Annotated in this window: 11 protein-coding genes, 1 tRNA gene and 1 pseudogene; 11 read left to right on the forward strand and 2 right to left on the reverse strand. The window is 67.6% G+C overall.

Annotated elements, in window-relative coordinates; genetic code table 11:
• Window positions 1-121: 121 nt before the first annotated feature.
• Window positions 122-1192 (forward strand): annotated as a pseudogene (locus ACZ4Z3_RS08235) (UDP-N-acetylmuramate dehydrogenase); the annotation flags it as partial.
• Window positions 1193-1204: 12 nt separating this feature from the next.
• Here the strand turns inward: ACZ4Z3_RS08235 and ACZ4Z3_RS08240 are convergent.
• A complete protein-coding gene (locus ACZ4Z3_RS08240; protein ID WP_468500266.1) occupies window positions 1205-2236 on the reverse strand; it encodes an adenosine deaminase in 1032 nt (343 codons plus the stop codon).
• A 156-nt stretch (window positions 2237-2392) separates the two neighbouring features.
• The gene (locus ACZ4Z3_RS08245) at window positions 2393-3619 is read right to left on the reverse strand and encodes a pyridoxal phosphate-dependent aminotransferase (RefSeq protein WP_055515288.1); all 1227 of its coding nucleotides are present in this window, start codon (window positions 3617-3619) and stop codon (window positions 2393-2395) included.
• A 249-nt stretch (window positions 3620-3868) separates the two neighbouring features.
• Between ACZ4Z3_RS08245 and ACZ4Z3_RS08250 the strand changes: the two genes are divergently transcribed.
• The 10 genes from ACZ4Z3_RS08250 to ACZ4Z3_RS08295 all read left to right on the forward strand — a co-directional run bounded on the left by ACZ4Z3_RS08250 (window position 3869) and on the right by ACZ4Z3_RS08295 (window position 17255).
• Window positions 3869-3941, forward strand: a tRNA-Trp gene (locus tag ACZ4Z3_RS08250).
• Between the two features lie 115 nt (window positions 3942-4056).
• Window positions 4057-4344, forward strand: a complete 288-nt coding sequence (gene secE / locus ACZ4Z3_RS08255) for a preprotein translocase subunit SecE (protein WP_033528314.1) — start codon at window positions 4057-4059, stop codon at window positions 4342-4344.
• A 76-nt stretch (window positions 4345-4420) separates the two neighbouring features.
• Window positions 4421-5254, forward strand: coding sequence for a transcription termination/antitermination protein NusG (gene nusG, locus ACZ4Z3_RS08260; protein WP_468500267.1), 834 nt, complete (start codon window positions 4421-4423; stop codon window positions 5252-5254).
• A gap of 159 nt (window positions 5255-5413) precedes the next feature.
• Window positions 5414-5848, forward strand: coding sequence for a 50S ribosomal protein L11 (gene rplK, locus ACZ4Z3_RS08265; protein ID WP_055515278.1), 435 nt, complete (start codon window positions 5414-5416; stop codon window positions 5846-5848).
• Between the two features lie 113 nt (window positions 5849-5961).
• Window positions 5962-6687: a 50S ribosomal protein L1 gene (gene rplA / locus ACZ4Z3_RS08270; protein ID WP_468500268.1), complete on the forward strand. Its 726-nt coding sequence runs from the start codon at window positions 5962-5964 to the stop codon at window positions 6685-6687.
• A 180-nt stretch (window positions 6688-6867) separates the two neighbouring features.
• The gene (locus ACZ4Z3_RS08275; protein ID WP_468500269.1) at window positions 6868-7776 is read left to right on the forward strand and encodes an SCO4651 family lipoprotein; all 909 of its coding nucleotides are present in this window, start codon (window positions 6868-6870) and stop codon (window positions 7774-7776) included.
• Between the two features lie 294 nt (window positions 7777-8070).
• Complete coding sequence (rplJ, locus tag ACZ4Z3_RS08280; RefSeq protein ID WP_046731104.1) at window positions 8071-8601, forward strand: 50S ribosomal protein L10; 531 nt, start codon at window positions 8071-8073, stop codon at window positions 8599-8601.
• 145 nt (window positions 8602-8746) lie between these two features.
• A complete protein-coding gene (rplL, locus tag ACZ4Z3_RS08285) occupies window positions 8747-9130 on the forward strand; it encodes a 50S ribosomal protein L7/L12 (protein ID WP_107102767.1) in 384 nt (127 codons plus the stop codon).
• A gap of 646 nt (window positions 9131-9776) precedes the next feature.
• Window positions 9777-13262 carry a DNA-directed RNA polymerase subunit beta gene (rpoB, locus tag ACZ4Z3_RS08290; protein ID WP_468500270.1) on the forward strand — a complete coding sequence of 1162 codons (3486 nt, stop codon included), beginning with the start codon at window positions 9777-9779 and terminating at the stop codon, window positions 13260-13262.
• Between the two features lie 93 nt (window positions 13263-13355).
• Window positions 13356-17255 carry a DNA-directed RNA polymerase subunit beta' gene (locus tag ACZ4Z3_RS08295; protein ID WP_055515268.1) on the forward strand — a complete coding sequence of 1300 codons (3900 nt, stop codon included), beginning with the start codon at window positions 13356-13358 and terminating at the stop codon, window positions 17253-17255.
• The last annotated feature ends 51 nt before the right edge of the window (window positions 17256-17306 follow it).

Below are 17306 nucleotides of genomic sequence, written 5' to 3' on the forward strand. Positions count from 1 at the left end.
TCACCCGCACCCGCACCCGCACCCGCACCCGCACCCGCACCCGCACCCGCACCCGCACCCGCACCCGCACCCGCACCCGCACCCGCACCCGCACCCGCACCCCCACCCACGTCCTCGTACTCGTACTCTTGAGCGCGTGCAGGAACGACACGACGCCCCCCTCGCCCCGCTGACCACCTTCCGGCTGGGCGGTCCCGCGGACCGGCTGATCACCGCCACCACCGACGACGAGGTGATCGCCGCCGTCCGCGAAGCCGACGACGCCGGCACCCCCCTCCTCCTCATCGGCGGCGGCTCCAACCTGGTCATCGGCGACAAGGGCTTCGCCGGCACCGCCCTGGTCATCGCCACCAAAGGGGTCACCCTCGACGGCACGAAGCTGGAGCTCGCCGCCGGCGAGGTCTGGACCGACGCCGTCGCCCACACCGTCGACGCCGGACTCGCCGGCATCGAATGCCTCGCCGGAATCCCCGGCTCCGCCGGCGCCACCCCCATCCAGAACGTCGGCGCGTACGGCCAGGAGGTCGCCTCCACCATCACGGAGGTCGTCGCCTACGACCGCCGCACCCGCGAAACGGTCACCCTCCCGAACGCCGACTGCGCCTTCTCCTACCGGCACAGCCGCTTCAAGAACGACCCGGACCGCTACGTCGTCCTCCGCGTCCGCTTCGAACTGGAGGACGCCGACGGCCTCTCCGGCCCGATCAAGTACGCCGAGACGGCCCGCGCCCTCGGCGTGGAGCCCGGCGACCGCGTCCCCCTCACCGCCGCCCGCGAGACCGTGCTGAAGCTCCGCGCGGGCAAGGGCATGGTGCTCGACCCCGAGGACCACGACACCTGGTCCGCCGGTTCGTTCTTCACGAACCCGATCCTCACGAACAACGAGTTCGCCGCGTTCCACGCGCGCGTGCGCGCCCGCCTCGGCGACGACGTCACCCCGCCCGCCTACCCCGCGGGCGACGGCCACACCAAGACCTCCGCCGCCTGGCTCATCGACAAGGCCGGCTTCACCAAGGGCTACGGCACCGGCCCGGCCCGCATCTCCACGAAGCACACCCTGGCCCTCACCAACCGCGGCGCGGCCACCACCGAGGACCTCCTCACCCTGGCCCGCGAGGTCGTCACCGGCGTCCACAACGCCTTCGGCATCACCCTCGTCAACGAGCCGGTGACGATCGGCGTCAGCCTGTAAGGGCCCCCACGGTCACGAGGCGAGCCACGCATCCACCCCCGCCACCAGCCGCGCCTTCGTGTCGTCCGGCGCCGCCGACCCCCGGATCGACTGCCGGGCCAGCTCCGCCAGCTCCGCGTCCGTGAACCCGTGATGCGTACGGGCGATCTCGTACTGCGCAGCGAGACGGGACCCGAACAGCAGCGGGTCGTCGGCCCCCAGGGCCATCGGCACACCGGCCTCGAAGAGCGTGCGCAGCGGTACGTCCTGCGGCTTCTCGTAGACCCCGAGGGCGACGTTCGACGCGGGGCACACCTCGCAGGTGACGCCCCGGTCGGCGAGCCGCTTCAGCAGCCGCGGGTCCTCCGCCGCGCGCACCCCGTGCCCGATCCGGTCCGCGTCCAGGTCGTCCAGGCAGTCGCGGACGGACAACGGCCCGGTCAGCTCGCCGCCGTGCGGAGCGGACAGCAGCCCCCCGTCGCGCGCGATCGCGAACGCCCGGTCGAAGTCCCGCGCCATGCCGCGCCGCTCGTCGTTGGACAGCCCGAACCCGACGACGCCCCGCTCCGCGTACCGCACGGCGAGCCGGGCCAGCGTCCGCGCGTCCAGCGGGTGCTTCATCCGGTTCGCGGCGACGAGCACCCGCATCCCGAGCCCGGTCTCGCGCGCCGTCGTGTCCACGGCGTCCAGGATGATCTCCAGCGCGGGGATCAGCCCGCCCAGCCGAGGGGCGTACGACGTCGGGTCGACCTGGATCTCCAGCCAGCCGGAGCCGTCCTTGACGTCCTCCTCGGCAGCCTCCCGCACGAGCCGCTGGATGTCCTCCGGTTCCCGCAGGCACGAGCGCGCCGCGTCGTACAGCCGCTGGAAGCGGAACCAGCCGCGCTCGTCCGTGGCCCGCAGCCGCGGCGGCTCCCCGCTGGTCAGCGCGTCCGTCAGCGCGTCGGGCAGCCGTACCCCGTATTTGTCGGCCAGTTCCAGGACGGTCCCCGGGCGCATCGACCCGGTGAAGTGCAGGTGCAGATGGGCCTTCGGCAGTTCAGAGAGATCACGTACGCGCTCCATTGCAGGATCCTGCCGCACGCCCCCGCCGTCCCGGTAGCGGAATCCCTGAACGTGGTCTTGCTCGCACAAACGAACGTGGTCAAGCTCGCACAAACGAATGGGGCGGGCACCCCGGAATCCGGAAGATGCCCGCCCCCGAAACGCCTCGGCGGAACGTCAGTCCGTGGCCTCGGCCAGCAGCTTCTGGATCCGCGACACGCCCTCGACGAGGTCCTCGTCACCCAGCGCGTACGACAGCCGCAGGTATCCGGGCGTGCCGAACGCCTCACCCGGGACGACCGCCACCTCGGCCTCCTCCAGGATCAGCGCGGCCAGCTCGACCGAGTTCTGCGGCCGCTTGCCCCGGATCTCCTTGCCGATCAGCGCCTTCACCGACGGGTAGGCGTAGAACGCGCCCTCGGGCTCCGGGCAGAGGACGCCCTCGATCTCGTTGAGCATCCGCACGATGGTCTTGCGGCGCCGGTCGAAGGCCTCACGCATCGTCGCCACGGCGTCCAGGTCGCCGGAGACGGCGGCGAGGGCGGCCGCCTGGGCGACGTTGGAGACGTTGGAGGTGGCGTGCGACTGGAGGTTGGTCGCGGCCTTCACCACGTCCTTCGGGCCGATGATCCACCCGACGCGCCAGCCGGTCATGGCGTACGTCTTGGCGACGCCGTTGACCACGATGCACTTGTCGCGCAGCTCGGGCAGGAGCGCGGGCAGCGAGGTGAACTTCGCGTCGCCGTAGACGAGGTGCTCGTAGATCTCGTCCGTCATCACCCACAGGCCGTGCTCGACGGCCCAGCGGCCGATCGCCTCGGCGTCCTCGGCGCTGTAGACCGCGCCGGTCGGGTTGGAGGGGGAGACGAAGAGGACGACCTTCGTCCGCTCGGTGCGCGCGGCCTCCAGCTGCTCGACGGAGACGCGGTAGCCGGTGGTCTCGTCGGCGACGACCTCTACCGGGACACCGCCGGCCAGGCGGATCGACTCCGGGTACGTCGTCCAGTACGGCGCCGGGACGATCACCTCGTCGCCCGGGTCGAGGATCGCGGCGAACGCCTCGTAGATGGCCTGCTTGCCGCCGTTGGTGACGAGGATCTGCGCCGGGTCGACCTCGTAGCCCGAGTCGCGCAGCGTCTTCGCGGCGATCGCGGCCTTCAGCTCGGGCAGACCACCGGCGGGCGTGTAGCGGTGGTACTTCGGGTTCTTGCAGGCCTCGACGGCCGCCTCGACGATGTAGTCGGGGGTCGGGAAGTCGGGCTCACCGGCGCCGAAGCCGATCACCGGACGTCCGGCGGCCTTGAGGGCCTTGGCCTTGGCGTCGACGGCGAGGGTCGCGGACTCGGAGATCGCGCCGATGCGGGCGGAGACCCGGCGCTCGGTCGGAGGGGTTGCAGCGCTCATGGGCCCATCGTTCCAGAGAGGAAACGCGCGCGGCACACGGGTTTCACAGTCTGAGCGGGACAGGAACAACCGCCCGTATCCGCACTCGGCCGCGGTCGATCTTCGACGCACAACGCCCCACCGGACGCTTTCTGTTCGACGACGGGCCTCGGACCACGTACACTCACACCTCGTTGGCCTTCACCGGCCGCAGCCTCAGGTGCACACCTAGCACTCGGTCGCATGCGGTACGTTGGTGGAGAACCACAAAGGGTCGTAGCTCAATTGGTAGAGCACTGGTCTCCAAAACCAGCGGTTGGGGGTTCAAGTCCCTCCGGCCCTGCTACACACTCCTCACGCCAGGATGTGTGCGCATGTACGTACAGCAATGTTCCGCCGTGCGGCTCAGACCGGGCGCGGCACGGCCACGGACCCGGACCGGAATCAGGTGAGGATGAATGACGGACGCCGTGGGCTCCATCGACACGCCTGATGCCCAGGACGAGGTGCCCGAGGACAAGAAGAAGACCCGTAAGGGCGGAAAGCGCGCCAAGAAGGGCCCGCTGAAGCGCCTGGCGCTCTTCTACCGCCAGATCGTCGCGGAGCTGCGGAAGGTCGTCTGGCCCACCCGCTCCCAGCTGACGACCTACACCACCGTGGTCATCGTCTTCGTCGTCATCATGATCGGTCTCGTGACTGTGATTGACTTCGGACTCGACAAGGCCGCCAAGTACGTCTTCGGCTGAGCCGATCGCGAAGGGCGCCGTACCAGGCGCCCCTTTCGCGTGTTCCACCCCTTGTATCCAGGAAGAAGCAGCCACAGTGTCTGACCCGAACCTGAACGACGCCATCGAGCCGGACCAGTCCGTGGATGATGAGCTCGACATCGTCGAGGGAGCGGACGAGGTCGACGAGTTCGAGGCTGCGGAAGCCGAGGCGGGGGAGCCGGCCGAGGAAGAGGCCGTGCACGTCGTGGACGACGAGGCCGAGGCCGCCGAGGAAGCCGAGGAAGAGGCCGCCGAGGAAGAGGCCGAGCCGGTCGACCCGGTCGAGGCCCTCCGCGAGGAACTGCGGACCCTGCCCGGCGAGTGGTACGTCATCCACACCTACGCCGGTTACGAGAACCGCGTGAAGACCAACCTGGAGCAGCGCGCCGTCTCGCTGAACGTCGAGGACTACATCTTCCAGGCCGAGGTGCCGCAGGAAGAGGTCGTCCAGATCAAGAACGGCGACCGCAAGACCATCCGTCAGAACAAGCTCCCCGGCTACGTCCTGGTGCGCATGGACCTGACGAACGAGTCCTGGGGCGTCGTCCGCAACACCCCCGGCGTCACCGGCTTCGTGGGCAACGCGTACGACCCGTACCCGCTGACCCTGGACGAGATCGTCAAGATGCTCGCTCCGGAGGCCGAGGAGAAGGCCGCGCGTGAGGCCGCCGAGGCCGAGGGCAAGCCCGCCCCGCAGCGCAAGGTCGAGGTCCAGGTGCTGGACTTCGAGGTCGGCGACTCGGTCACCGTCACCGACGGCCCCTTCGCCACGCTGCAGGCGACGATCAACGAGATCAACGCCGACTCCAAGAAGGTCAAGGGCCTGGTGGAGATCTTCGGCCGCGAGACCCCGGTCGAGCTTTCCTTCGACCAGATTCAGAAGAACTGACGAAGCTCGAAAGCAGCAGGTCAGGTCGGTCCTTGTTGAGGACCCCCTGACCTGCTCGTTTTTGGCCGCGCATCTATACCCGTTATCGTTGTGCGGTATGCCTTCATCTGGCCGCGAACCGGATGAGGGCGCACTCGAATCGAAAGGACCCGGAGAGCTATGCCTCCCAAGAAGAAGAAGGTCACGGGGCTTATCAAGCTCCAGATCAACGCCGGTGCGGCGAACCCGGCCCCGCCGGTCGGCCCCGCGCTCGGTCAGCACGGCGTCAACATCATGGAGTTCTGCAAGGCCTACAACGCGGCGACCGAGTCGCAGCGTGGCTGGGTGATCCCGGTGGAGATCACGGTCTACGAGGACCGCTCCTTCACCTTCATCACCAAGACCCCGCCGGCCGCGAAGATGATCCTCAAGGCCGCTGGTGTCGAGAAGGGCTCCGGCGAGCCCCACAAGACCAAGGTCGCCAAGATCACCGAGGCTCAGGTCCGCGAGATCGCGCAGACCAAGCTGCCCGACCTGAACGCCAACGACCTGGACGCCGCGTCGAAGATCATCGCCGGCACCGCCCGTTCCATGGGCATCACGGTCGAGGGCTGATCTCAGCCTCGTAGCACCTTCGTAGAACCATGCGGGCGCCGTGAAGGCGGCCGCACGTGGCAGGGCCTGCTCGGCCCGTACCACGACTCCTTTCAGAACACACAGGAGCAGTTGTGAGCAAGCGCAGCAAGGCTCTCCGCGCTGCGGACGCCAAGGTCGACCGGGAGAAGCTGTACGCCCCGCTCGAGGCCGTCCGTCTCGCCAAGGAGACCTCCACGACCAAGTTCGACGGCACCGTCGAGGTCGCCTTCCGTCTGGGTGTCGACCCTCGTAAGGCCGACCAGATGGTCCGTGGCACCGTGAACCTCCCGCACGGCACCGGTAAGACCGCCCGGGTCCTGGTCTTCGCGACCGGTGACCGTGCCGAGGCCGCTCGTGCCGCGGGCGCCGACATCGTCGGCGCCGACGAGCTCATCGACGAGGTGTCGAAGGGCCGTCTGGACTTCGACGCCGTCGTCGCCACCCCGGACCTCATGGGCAAGGTCGGCCGCCTCGGCCGTGTGCTCGGTCCCCGTGGTCTCATGCCGAACCCCAAGACCGGCACCGTGACCCCGGACGTCGCGAAGGCTGTCACCGAGATCAAGGGTGGCAAGATCGAGTTCCGCGTCGACAAGCACTCGAACCTGCACTTCATCATCGGCAAGACGTCCTTCGAGGACGAGAAGCTGGTGGAGAACTACGCGGCGGCCCTCGAGGAGATCACGCGTCTCAAGCCGTCCGCCGCCAAGGGCCGCTACATCAAGAAGGCCGCCATCAGCACCACGATCGGCCCCGGCATCCCGGTCGACCCCAACCGCACCCGCAACCTCCTCGTCGAGGAGGACCCGGCCGCCGTCTGAGCCCACCGCTCACCAGGCAGCCGCGTCGCGCACGCGTAACGAGAACGAGCCCCGCACCTTCCGAGGTGCGGGGCTCGTCCCTTTGCTCCGCCGACCGCCTGACACCCGGGGACAGCCGGGTTGCGGGCACGTTAGTGTCCCCTCGGCCCCGCGTGGGGGCACGAGGTGACAGGGGGACACATGAGGTTTCGCTCGGCCGGTTCCGGACGGCGGCCCAGAGCCGCCGCAGCGACAGTCGTCGCCGCCGTAGCGCTCGGCGGCACCAGCGGCTGCGGCACGTCGGACACGGCGGCCGCGGCGAGGCTGACGCCCGCCCAGGCGGTCTCCCGTGCGGCCGAGACGACGACGGGCCTCACCTCGCTGCGGTACAGGGTGGCCGGCACGGTGCCCGAGCACGGCCGGATACGGGCCGAGGCGTCCATGGGCGTCGATCCCTCTGCCATGCGCATGAAGATCACCGGCATCGGGGACACGGCGGACAAGCCGGTGGAGATCCGTTTTGTCGACGGCGCCCTGTACGCCCAGGCCGACACGAAGGTCCTCGGCGACACCACGGGCAAGCACTGGACCAAGGCCGCGCCGGCGCGCTGGGGCTCCGGCCCGGCGGACAACCGCTCCTACGGCGTCGTGCCCCGCCAACTGGAGGGCAGCCCGCTCCTGCAGTCCACGATCCTCGCGGGTGCCCGGAAGGTGAAGGAGACCGGCACCGAGACCGTCGACGGCACCCGGACCACCCACTACGCGGGCGAGGTCACCAGCAAGGGCCTGAGGAAGGCCCAGGCCGCCGCCGGGGACAGGAAGACCAGGGAACTCCGGATGAACGGCCTCGACCAGTTCATGGGCTTGGGCCTGCGGTACGGGAGCGAGCTCGCCATGGACCTGTGGATCGACGGCGACGGCCGGGCCAAGCGGTTCCGGCTGCGGGGCGACACCAGCGGGCTGGACGCCAAGGGACGCGAGGTCGACACCGGTCCGCTCGACCTCACCTTCACCTTCCTCGATGTCGACCCGTCGGTGGGCATCGAGCCCCCGGCGGCCGACGACACCGTGGACCTAGCCGAGCTGGTGGGTGGTCCGCCGAAGCCCTGAGTCGGGCCCCGGCGGGAGCGGATTTGCTTGACGGCGACACGGTCCCGTACTCTTCCGGAGAAGCCAAAGACCGCTGGTCGTTGCCGTGTGCTCGTTGAGAGGGCTCGGTGGCCGAAGGATCCGCTGAATGCGGACGACCCGCGCAGGTGACTGTGGAAGTTGCTCCCGGATCTGTTCCGTCTCCAGCGGAATTCATTCGGTTGAGCTACGCCCCGTGCGCCTGCGCCGGGGCGTTTCGTTTTGACGCAGCCCCTTCCGAGCGGTCCTCATCACCCGGAAGGAGGCCGACGCTCTATGGCAAGGCCCGACAAGGCTGCCGCGGTGGCCGAGCTCACGGAGCAGTTCCGTAGCTCGAGCGCCGCCGTGCTGACCGAGTACCGGGGTCTCACCGTGGCGCAGCTCAAGACGCTGCGTCGTTCGCTCGGTGAGAACGCCCAGTACGCCGTGGTGAAGAACACGCTGACCAAGATTGCGGCCAACGAGGCCGGGATCACGACGCTCGACGACCTGTTCAACGGTCCGACGGCGGTCGCCTTCGTCACCGGTGACCCGGTGGAGTCGGCGAAGGGTCTTCGTGACTTCGCCAAGGACAACCCGAACCTCGTCATCAAGGGCGGTGTCCTTGACGGCAAGGCGCTGTCCGCCGACGAGATCAAGAAGCTTGCGGACCTCGAGTCCCGCGAGGTTCTGCTCGCCAAGCTGGCGGGCGCCCTGAAGGGCAAGCAGACCCAGGCTGCTCAGGTCTTCCAGGCGCTCCCGTCGAAGCTCGTCCGCACCGTGGACGCGCTTCGCGCCAAGCAGGACGAGCAGGGCGGTGCCGAGTAACTCGGCTCGCATCATGATCGCCGCCTGAGGCCTCCCGCCTGAAGCAGCGGTCGTAGCGGGCCGCACGTCTACGCAGTAACGCCGTAAGGCGCACGCCCGCCAGACATGTACATCCGGCACCAGCCGAATTAGTGGAAGGAAAGCCATCGTGGCTCTCACCCAGGACGAACTGCTCGCCGAGTTCGAGGGCATGACCCTCATCCAGCTCTCCGAGTTCGTGAAGGCGTTCGAGGAGAAGTTCGACGTCACCGCCGCCGCCGCGGTCGCCGTTGCCGGCCCCGCCGTTCCCGGCGCCCCGGCCGAGGCCGTCGAGGAGAAGGACGAGTTCGACGTCATCCTCACCGGCGCCGGCGAGAAGAAGATCCAGGTCATCAAGGTCGTGCGTGAGCTCACCTCCCTCGGCCTGAAGGAGGCCAAGGACCTGGTCGACGGTGCGCCGAAGCCGGTTCTGGAGAAGGTCAACAAGGAGGCCGCGGACAAGGCCAAGGAGTCCCTCGAGGGCGCCGGCGCCTCCGTCGAGGTCAAGTAAGGCCTCGCTGGTCCGCCAGCTTCCCGGGCCCGCGAGGGCCCGTGCGACACGGATCTGAGACGAGTGGCAAAAACTCGTTCGAATCTGTAACGCGAGCACACTGAAGGGCGATCACCCAACTGGGTGGTCGCCCTTCGGCGTTCCGGGACGTCGAGCGACGGCTGCCTTGCACTGTCGGTGGCGGCGAGTATGGTGATCTTCGCCGTGCCTCCGGGTGCCCTGGGTGACGGACCGCGAGTGACGATCGCGGCATGCGGATCGGGCATGAGGGGCCTTGACGAACCGCACGCAGCGCGCAATTCTCAGGACGCGTCGTCACAACGATCCGAACTCCGAGGCATGGATCGACGGCGAAGAGGGCAGTATCAACGTGCATTGAGGGCGTGGGCTTGCGCAGGTGTCGAGAACAACGAGGGTCTCGAAAAACCCGCACTGGACATCAGTGTGCCGAGTGGCTACACTGACCCTTTGCGCTGCCTGTTAGCTGTCCCCTGCCCGTCACCAGGGGCATGCCCTCACTTGAGCATCGACGAAGGACCATTCCCGACCTGGCCTTATCTGTCAGTTCAGGAACATCCTGTTCGCCTTGCGCAGGAGAGGGGCCGGTACGCGCGTAGTGAGTCCGAGCCCTCGGAAGGACCCCCTCTTGGCCGCCTCGCGCAACGCCTCGACCGCGAATACGAACAACGGCGCCAGCACCGCCCCGCTGCGCATCTCCTTTGCAAAGATCAAGGAGCCTCTCGAGGTTCCCAACCTGCTCGCGCTGCAGACCGAGAGCTTCGACTGGCTGCTCGGCAACACCGCTTGGCAGAGTCGGGTCGAGGAGGCTCTGGAGAACGGACAGGACGTCCCCACCAAGTCCGGTCTGGAGGAGATCTTCGAGGAGATCTCCCCGATCGAGGACTTCTCCGGGTCGATGTCGCTGACCTTCCGCGACCACCGCTTCGAGCCGCCGAAGAACAGCATCGACGAGTGCAAGGAGCGCGACTTCACGTACGCGGCCCCGCTCTTCGTCACGGCCGAGTTCACCAACAACGAGACCGGTGAGATCAAGTCCCAGACGGTCTTCATGGGCGACTTCCCGCTCATGACGAACAAGGGCACCTTCGTCATCAACGGCACCGAGCGTGTCGTGGTGTCGCAGCTCGTCCGTTCGCCCGGTGTCTACTTCGACTCCTCCATCGACAAGACGTCCGACAAGGACATCTTCTCCGCCAAGATCATCCCGTCCCGGGGTGCCTGGCTGGAGATGGAGATCGACAAGCGCGACATGGTCGGTGTGCGCATCGACCGCAAGCGCAAGCAGTCCGTGACCGTCCTCCTCAAGGCCCTCGGTTGGACCACCGAGCAGATCCTGGAGGAGTTCGGCGAGTACGAGTCCATGCGCGCCACCCTGGAGAAGGACCACACCCAGGGCCAGGACGACGCGCTGCTCGACATCTACCGCAAGCTGCGTCCGGGCGAGCCCCCCACGCGTGAGGCCGCGCAGACGCTGCTGGAGAACCTGTACTTCAACCCCAAGCGCTACGACCTCGCGAAGGTCGGCCGCTACAAGGTCAACAAGAAGCTGGGTGCGGACGCCCCGCTCGACGCGGGCATCCTGACCGTCGAGGACATCATCTCGACGATCAAGTACCTGGTGAAGCTGCACGCGGGCGAGACCGAGACGGTCGGCGACAGCGGCGGCACGATCGTCGTCGAGACCGACGACATCGACCACTTCGGCAACCGTCGTCTGCGCAGCGTCGGCGAGCTCATCCAGAACCAGGTCCGTACGGGTCTGGCGCGTATGGAGCGCGTCGTCCGCGAGCGCATGACGACCCAGGACGTCGAGGCGATCACGCCGCAGACCCTGATCAACATCCGGCCGGTCGTCGCCTCCATCAAGGAGTTCTTCGGCACCAGCCAGCTCTCGCAGTTCATGGACCAGAACAACCCGCTGTCGGGGCTGACGCACAAGCGTCGTCTCTCGGCGCTGGGTCCCGGTGGTCTGTCGCGTGAGCGGGCCGGCTTCGAGGTCCGTGACGTGCACCCGTCGCACTACGGCCGCATGTGCCCGATCGAGACGCCCGAAGGCCCGAACATCGGTCTGATCGGCTCGCTCGCCTCCTACGGCCGCGTCAACGCGTTCGGTTTCGTGGAGACGCCGTACCGCAAGGTCGTCGAGGGCCAGGTCACCGACGAGGTCGACTACCTGACGGCCGACGAAGAGGACCGATTCGTCATCGCGCAGGCCAACGCCACGCTCAACAGCGACATGCGGTTCGAGGAGGCCCGGGTCCTGGTCCGCCGTCGTGGCGGCGAGGTCGACTACGTCCCCGGTGACGACGTCGACTACATGGACGTCTCGCCGCGCCAGATGGTGTCGGTCGCGACCGCCATGATCCCCTTCCTGGAGCACGACGACGCCAACCGTGCCCTCATGGGCGCGAACATGATGCGCCAGGCCGTGCCCCTGATCAAGTCCGAGTCCCCGCTCGTCGGCACCGGCATGGAGTACCGCTCCGCCGTCGACGCCGGCGACGTGGTCAAGGCCGAGAAGGCGGGTGTGGTCCAGGAGGTCTCCGCGGACTACATCACCACCGCCAACGACGACGGCACCTACATCACCTACCGGCTGGCCAAGTTCGCCCGCTCCAACCAGGGCACCTCGGTCAACCAGAAGGTCATCGTCCACGAGGGCGACCGCATCATCGAGGGCCAGGTCCTGGCCGATGGTCCGGCCACCCAGAACGGCGAGATGGCGCTGGGCAAGAACCTGCTCGTGGCGTTCATGCCGTGGGAGGGTCACAACTACGAGGACGCGATCATCCTGTCGCAGCGCCTCGTGCAGGACGACGTCCTCTCCTCGATCCACATCGAGGAGCACGAGGTCGACGCCCGTGACACCAAGCTCGGCCCCGAGGAGATCACCCGGGACATCCCGAACGTCTCCGAGGAGGTCCTCGCCGACCTCGACGAGCGCGGCATCATCCGGATCGGTGCCGAGGTCATCGCCGGTGACATCCTCGTCGGCAAGGTCACCCCGAAGGGTGAGACCGAGCTGACGCCCGAGGAGCGCCTGCTCCGCGCGATCTTCGGTGAGAAGGCCCGTGAGGTCCGTGACACCTCGCTGAAGGTGCCGCACGGCGAGACCGGCAAGGTCATCGGCGTCCGCGTCTTCGACCGCGAGGAGGGCGACGAGCTTCCCCCCGGTGTCAACCAGCTGGTGCGCGTCTACGTCGCGCAGAAGCGCAAGATCACCGACGGTGACAAGCTCGCCGGCCGTCACGGCAACAAGGGTGTCATCTCCAAGATCCTGCCCATCGAGGACATGCCGTTCCTCGAGGACGGGACCCCGGTCGACATCATCCTCAACCCGCTCGGTGTGCCGTCCCGAATGAACCCGGGACAGGTCCTGGAGATCCACCTCGGCTGGCTCGCCAGCCGCGGCTGGGACGTCTCCGGTCTCGCCGACGAGTGGGCGCAGCGTCTGCAGGCCATCGGCGCCGACAGTGTCGCCCCCGGCACCAACGTCGCCACCCCGGTCTTCGACGGTGCCCGTGAGGACGAGCTGGCGGGTCTGCTGCAGCACACCATCCCGAACCGCGACGGCGAGCGCATGGTGCTCCCGTCCGGCAAGGCGCGGCTGTTCGACGGCCGTAGCGGTGAGCCGTTCCCGGACCCGATCTCGGTCGGCTACATGTACATCCTCAAGCTGCACCACCTGGTCGACGACAAGCTGCACGCCCGGTCGACCGGCCCGTACTCGATGATCACCCAGCAGCCGCTGGGTGGTAAGGCCCAGTTCGGTGGCCAGCGCTTCGGTGAGATGGAGGTGTGGGCGCTGGAGGCTTACGGCGCCGCGTACGCCCTCCAGGAGCTGCTGACCATCAAGTCCGACGACGTCACCGGCCGCGTGAAGGTCTACGAGGCCATCGTCAAGGGCGAGAACATCCCCGAGCCCGGCATCCCCGAGTCCTTCAAGGTGCTCATCAAGGAGATGCAGTCTCTCTGCCTGAACGTGGAGGTGCTGTCCAGCGACGGTATGTCCATCGAGATGCGTGACACCGACGAGGACGTCTTCCGCGCTGCGGAGGAGCTCGGCATCGACCTGTCCCGGCGCGAGCCGAGCAGCGTCGAAGAGGTCTGACGGGAGTTCGGCCGGGCTCGTGACGAGCCCGGCCGGCCCCAGGACCCCCGTTTCAGACCAAAGACTTACAACCCTGAGAGGGATTGACGCATAGTGCTCGACGTCAACTTCTTCGACGAGCTCCGGATCGGTCTGGCCACCGCTGACGACATCCGTCAGTGGAGCCACGGCGAGGTCAAGAAGCCCGAGACGATCAACTACCGCACCCTGAAGCCCGAAAAGGACGGACTCTTCTGCGAGAAGATCTTCGGTCCGACCCGGGACTGGGAGTGCTACTGCGGCAAGTACAAGCGTGTCCGCTTCAAGGGCATCATCTGTGAGCGCTGTGGCGTCGAGGTCACCCGCGCCAAGGTGCGCCGTGAGCGGATGGGCCACATCGAGCTGGCCGCTCCCGTCACCCACATCTGGTACTTCAAGGGCGTTCCGTCGCGGCTGGGCTACCTGCTCGACCTCGCCCCGAAGGACCTCGAGAAGGTCATCTACTTCGCGGCGTACATGATCACGTACGTCGACGAGGAGCGCCGTACCCGCGACCTGCCCTCCCTGGAGGCGCACGTCTCCGTCGAGCGGCAGCAGATCGAGAACCGCCGGGACGCGGACCTGGAGGCCCGCGCCAAGAAGCTCGAGACCGACCTGGCCGAGCTGGAGGCCGAGGGCGCCAAGGCCGACGTGCGCCGCAAGGTGCGCGAGGGCGCCGAGCGTGAGATGAAGCAGCTGCGCGACCGTTCGCAGCGCGAGATCGACCGTCTCGACGAGGTGTGGACCCGGTTCAAGAACCTCAAGGTCCAGGACCTGGAGGGCGACGAGCTCCTCTACCGCGAGCTGCGTGACCGCTTCGGCACGTACTTCGACGGTTCGATGGGTGCCGCGGCGCTGCAGAAGCGCCTGGAGTCCTTCGACCTGGACGAGGAGGCCGAGCGCCTCCGCGAGATCATCCGCACCGGCAAGGGCCAGAAGAAGACCCGTGCGCTCAAGCGCCTCAAGGTCGTCTCCGCGTTCCTGCAGACCAGCAACAGCCCCAAGGGCATGGTGCTGGACTGCGTGCCGGTCATCCCGCCGGACCTGCGTCCGATGGTGCAGCTGGACGGTGGCCGCTTCGCGACCTCCGACCTGAACGACCTGTACCGCCGTGTGATCAACCGCAACAACCGTCTGAAGCGCCTGCTCGACCTGGGTGCTCCGGAGATCATCGTCAACAACGAGAAGCGCATGCTTCAGGAGGCTGTTGACGCCCTCTTCGACAACGGTCGTCGCGGCCGCCCGGTGACCGGTCCCGGTAACCGCCCGCTGAAGTCCCTCAGCGACATGCTGAAGGGCAAGCAGGGTCGATTCCGTCAGAACCTGCTCGGCAAGCGTGTGGACTACTCCGCGCGTTCCGTGATCGTCGTCGGTCCGCAGCTGAAGCTGCACCAGTGCGGTCTGCCGAAGGCGATGGCGCTGGAGCTGTTCAAGCCGTTCGTGATGAAGCGCCTGGTCGACCTGAACCACGCGCAGAACATCAAGAGCGCCAAGCGCATGGTGGAGCGCGGCCGCACGGTCGTGTACGACGTCCTCGAAGAGGTCATCGCCGAGCACCCGGTTCTGCTGAACCGTGCTCCCACCCTGCACCGCCTCGGCATCCAGGCCTTCGAGCCGCAGCTGGTCGAGGGCAAGGCCATCCAGATCCACCCGCTCGTCTGCACCGCGTTCAACGCGGACTTCGACGGTGACCAGATGGCCGTGCACCTGCCGCTGTCCGCGGAGGCGCAGGCCGAGGCCCGCATCCTGATGCTGTCCTCGAACAACATCCTCAAGCCGGCCGACGGCCGTCCGGTGACGATGCCGACCCAGGACATGGTCCTCGGTCTGTTCTTCCTCACCACCGACGGCGAGATGCGGAACGTGAAGGGCGAGGACCGCTCCTTCTCCTCCGTGGCCGAGGCGATCATGGCGTTCGACGCCGGTGAGCTCTCGCTGCAGTCGCGCGTGGACATCCGCTTCCCGGTGGGCACCATCCCGCCGCGCGGCTGGACCCCGCCGGCGCGTGAGGAGGGCGAGCCGGAGTGGCAGCAGGGTGACACCTTCACTCTGAGGACCACGCTGGGCCGCGCGCTCTTCAACGAGCTGCTGCCCGAGGACTACCCGTTCGTCGACTACGAGGTCGGCAAGAAGCAGCTCTCCGAGATCGTCAACGACCTCGCCGAGCGCTACCCCAAGGTCATCGTGGCGGCGACGCTCGACAACCTGAAGGCGGCGGGCTTCTACTGGGCGACCCGTTCCGGTGTCACCGTGGCCATCTCCGACGTCGTCGTCCCCGAGGCGAAGAAGGAGATCGTCCGCGGGTACGAGGCGCAGGACGAGAAGGTCCAGAAGCAGTACGAGCGTGGTCTGATCACCAAGGACGAGCGCACGCAGGAGCTCATCGCGATCTGGACCAAGGCGACCAACGAGGTCGCCGAGGCGATGAACGACAACTTCCCGAAGACCAACCCGATCTTCATGATGGTGAACTCGGGTGCACGAGGCAACATGATGCAGATGCGTCAGATCGCCGGTATGCGTGGTCTTGTGTCGAACGCGAAGAACGAGACGATCCCGCGTCCGATCAAGGCGTCGTTCCGTGAGGGTCTGTCCGTGCTGGAGTACTTCATCTCCACGCACGGTGCCCGTAAGGGTCTGGCGGACACCGCCCTGCGTACCGCCGACTCGGGTTACCTGACCCGTCGTCTGGTGGACGTCTCGCAGGACGTCATCATCCGCGAGGAGGACTGCGGCACCGAGCGCGGTCTGAAGCTGCGGATCGCCTCGAAGGACGAGACCGGTGTCCTGCGCAAGGCCGAGGACGTCGAGACCAGCGTCTACGCCCGCATGCTCGCCGAGGACGTCGTCATCGACGGCAAGGTGATCGCGCCGGCCAACGTGGACCTCGGCGACGTGCTCATCGACCAGCTCGTGCACCACGGTGTCGAGGAGGTCAAGACCCGCTCGATCCTGACCTGTGAGTCCAAGGTCGGCACGTGCGCCATGTGCTACGGCCGCTCCCTGGCCACCGGCAAGCTGGTCGACATCGGTGAGGCGGTCGGCATCATCGCCGCCCAGTCCATCGGTGAGCCCGGTACCCAGCTGACGATGCGTACCTTCCACACCGGTGGTGTGGCCGGTGACGACATCACGCAGGGTCTGCCGCGCGTCGTCGAGCTCTTCGAGGCCCGTACCCCGAAGGGTGTCGCCCCGATCTCCGAGGCGGCCGGTCGCGTCCGCATCGAGGAGACCGAGAAGACCAAGAAGATCGTCATCACGCCGGACGACGGCAGCGACGAGACGGCGTACCCGATCTCGAAGCGCGCCCGGCTCCTGGTCAGCGAGGGCGAGCACGTCGAGGTGGGCCAGAAGCTCACCGTGGGTGCCACCAACCCGCACGACGTGCTGCGCATCCTGGGTCAGCGTGCCGTCCAGGTCCACCTGGTCGGCGAGGTCCAGAAGGTGTACAACTCGCAGGGTGTGTCGATCCACGACAAGCACATCGAGATCATCATCCGGCAGATGCTCCGCCGCGTGACGATCATCGAGTCCGGCGACGCCGAGCTGCTGCCCGGCGAGCTGGTCGAGCGCTCCCGCTTCGAGCAGGAGAACCGTCGTGTGGTGCAGGAGGGCGGTCACCCGGCCTCCGGTCGTCCGCAGCTCATGGGTATCACCAAGGCCTCGCTGGCCACGGAGTCCTGGCTGTCGGCGGCGTCCTTCCAGGAGACGACGCGAGTCCTCACGGACGCGGCGATCAACGCCAAGTCCGACTCGCTGATCGGCCTCAAGGAGAACGTCATCATCGGTAAGCTCATCCCGGCCGGTACGGGTCTGTCCCGCTACCGCAACATCCGGGTCGAGCCGACCGAGGAGGCCAAGGCCGCGATGTACTCGGCCGTCGGCTACGACGACATCGACTACTCGCCGTTCGGCACGGGCTCCGGCCAGGCCGTTCCGCTGGAGGACTACGACTACGGTCCGTACAACCAGTAAGGCGTACGTCTGCTGAAGGGCGCCCACTCCGCTTGCGGGGGGTGGGCGCCC

This window comes from Streptomyces sp. NPDC030296, from assembly GCF_055572815.1.

Bases quoted from the DNA above. Each gene is read 5' to 3' on its own strand.
- ACZ4Z3_RS08240 (WP_468500266.1), bottom strand. From the start codon at position 2,236: ATGGAGCGCGTACGTGATCTCTCTGAACTGCCGAAGGCCCATCTGCAC.
- ACZ4Z3_RS08245 (WP_055515288.1), bottom strand. From the start codon at position 3,619: ATGAGCGCTGCAACCCCTCCGACCGAGCGCCGGGTCTCCGCCCGCATC.
- secE (WP_033528314.1), top strand. From the start codon at position 4,057: ATGACGGACGCCGTGGGCTCCATCGACACGCCTGATGCCCAGGACGAG.
- rplK (WP_055515278.1), top strand. From the start codon at position 5,414: ATGCCTCCCAAGAAGAAGAAGGTCACGGGGCTTATCAAGCTCCAGATC.
- ACZ4Z3_RS08275 (WP_468500269.1), top strand. From the start codon at position 6,868: ATGAGGTTTCGCTCGGCCGGTTCCGGACGGCGGCCCAGAGCCGCCGCA.
- rplJ (WP_046731104.1), top strand. From the start codon at position 8,071: ATGGCAAGGCCCGACAAGGCTGCCGCGGTGGCCGAGCTCACGGAGCAG.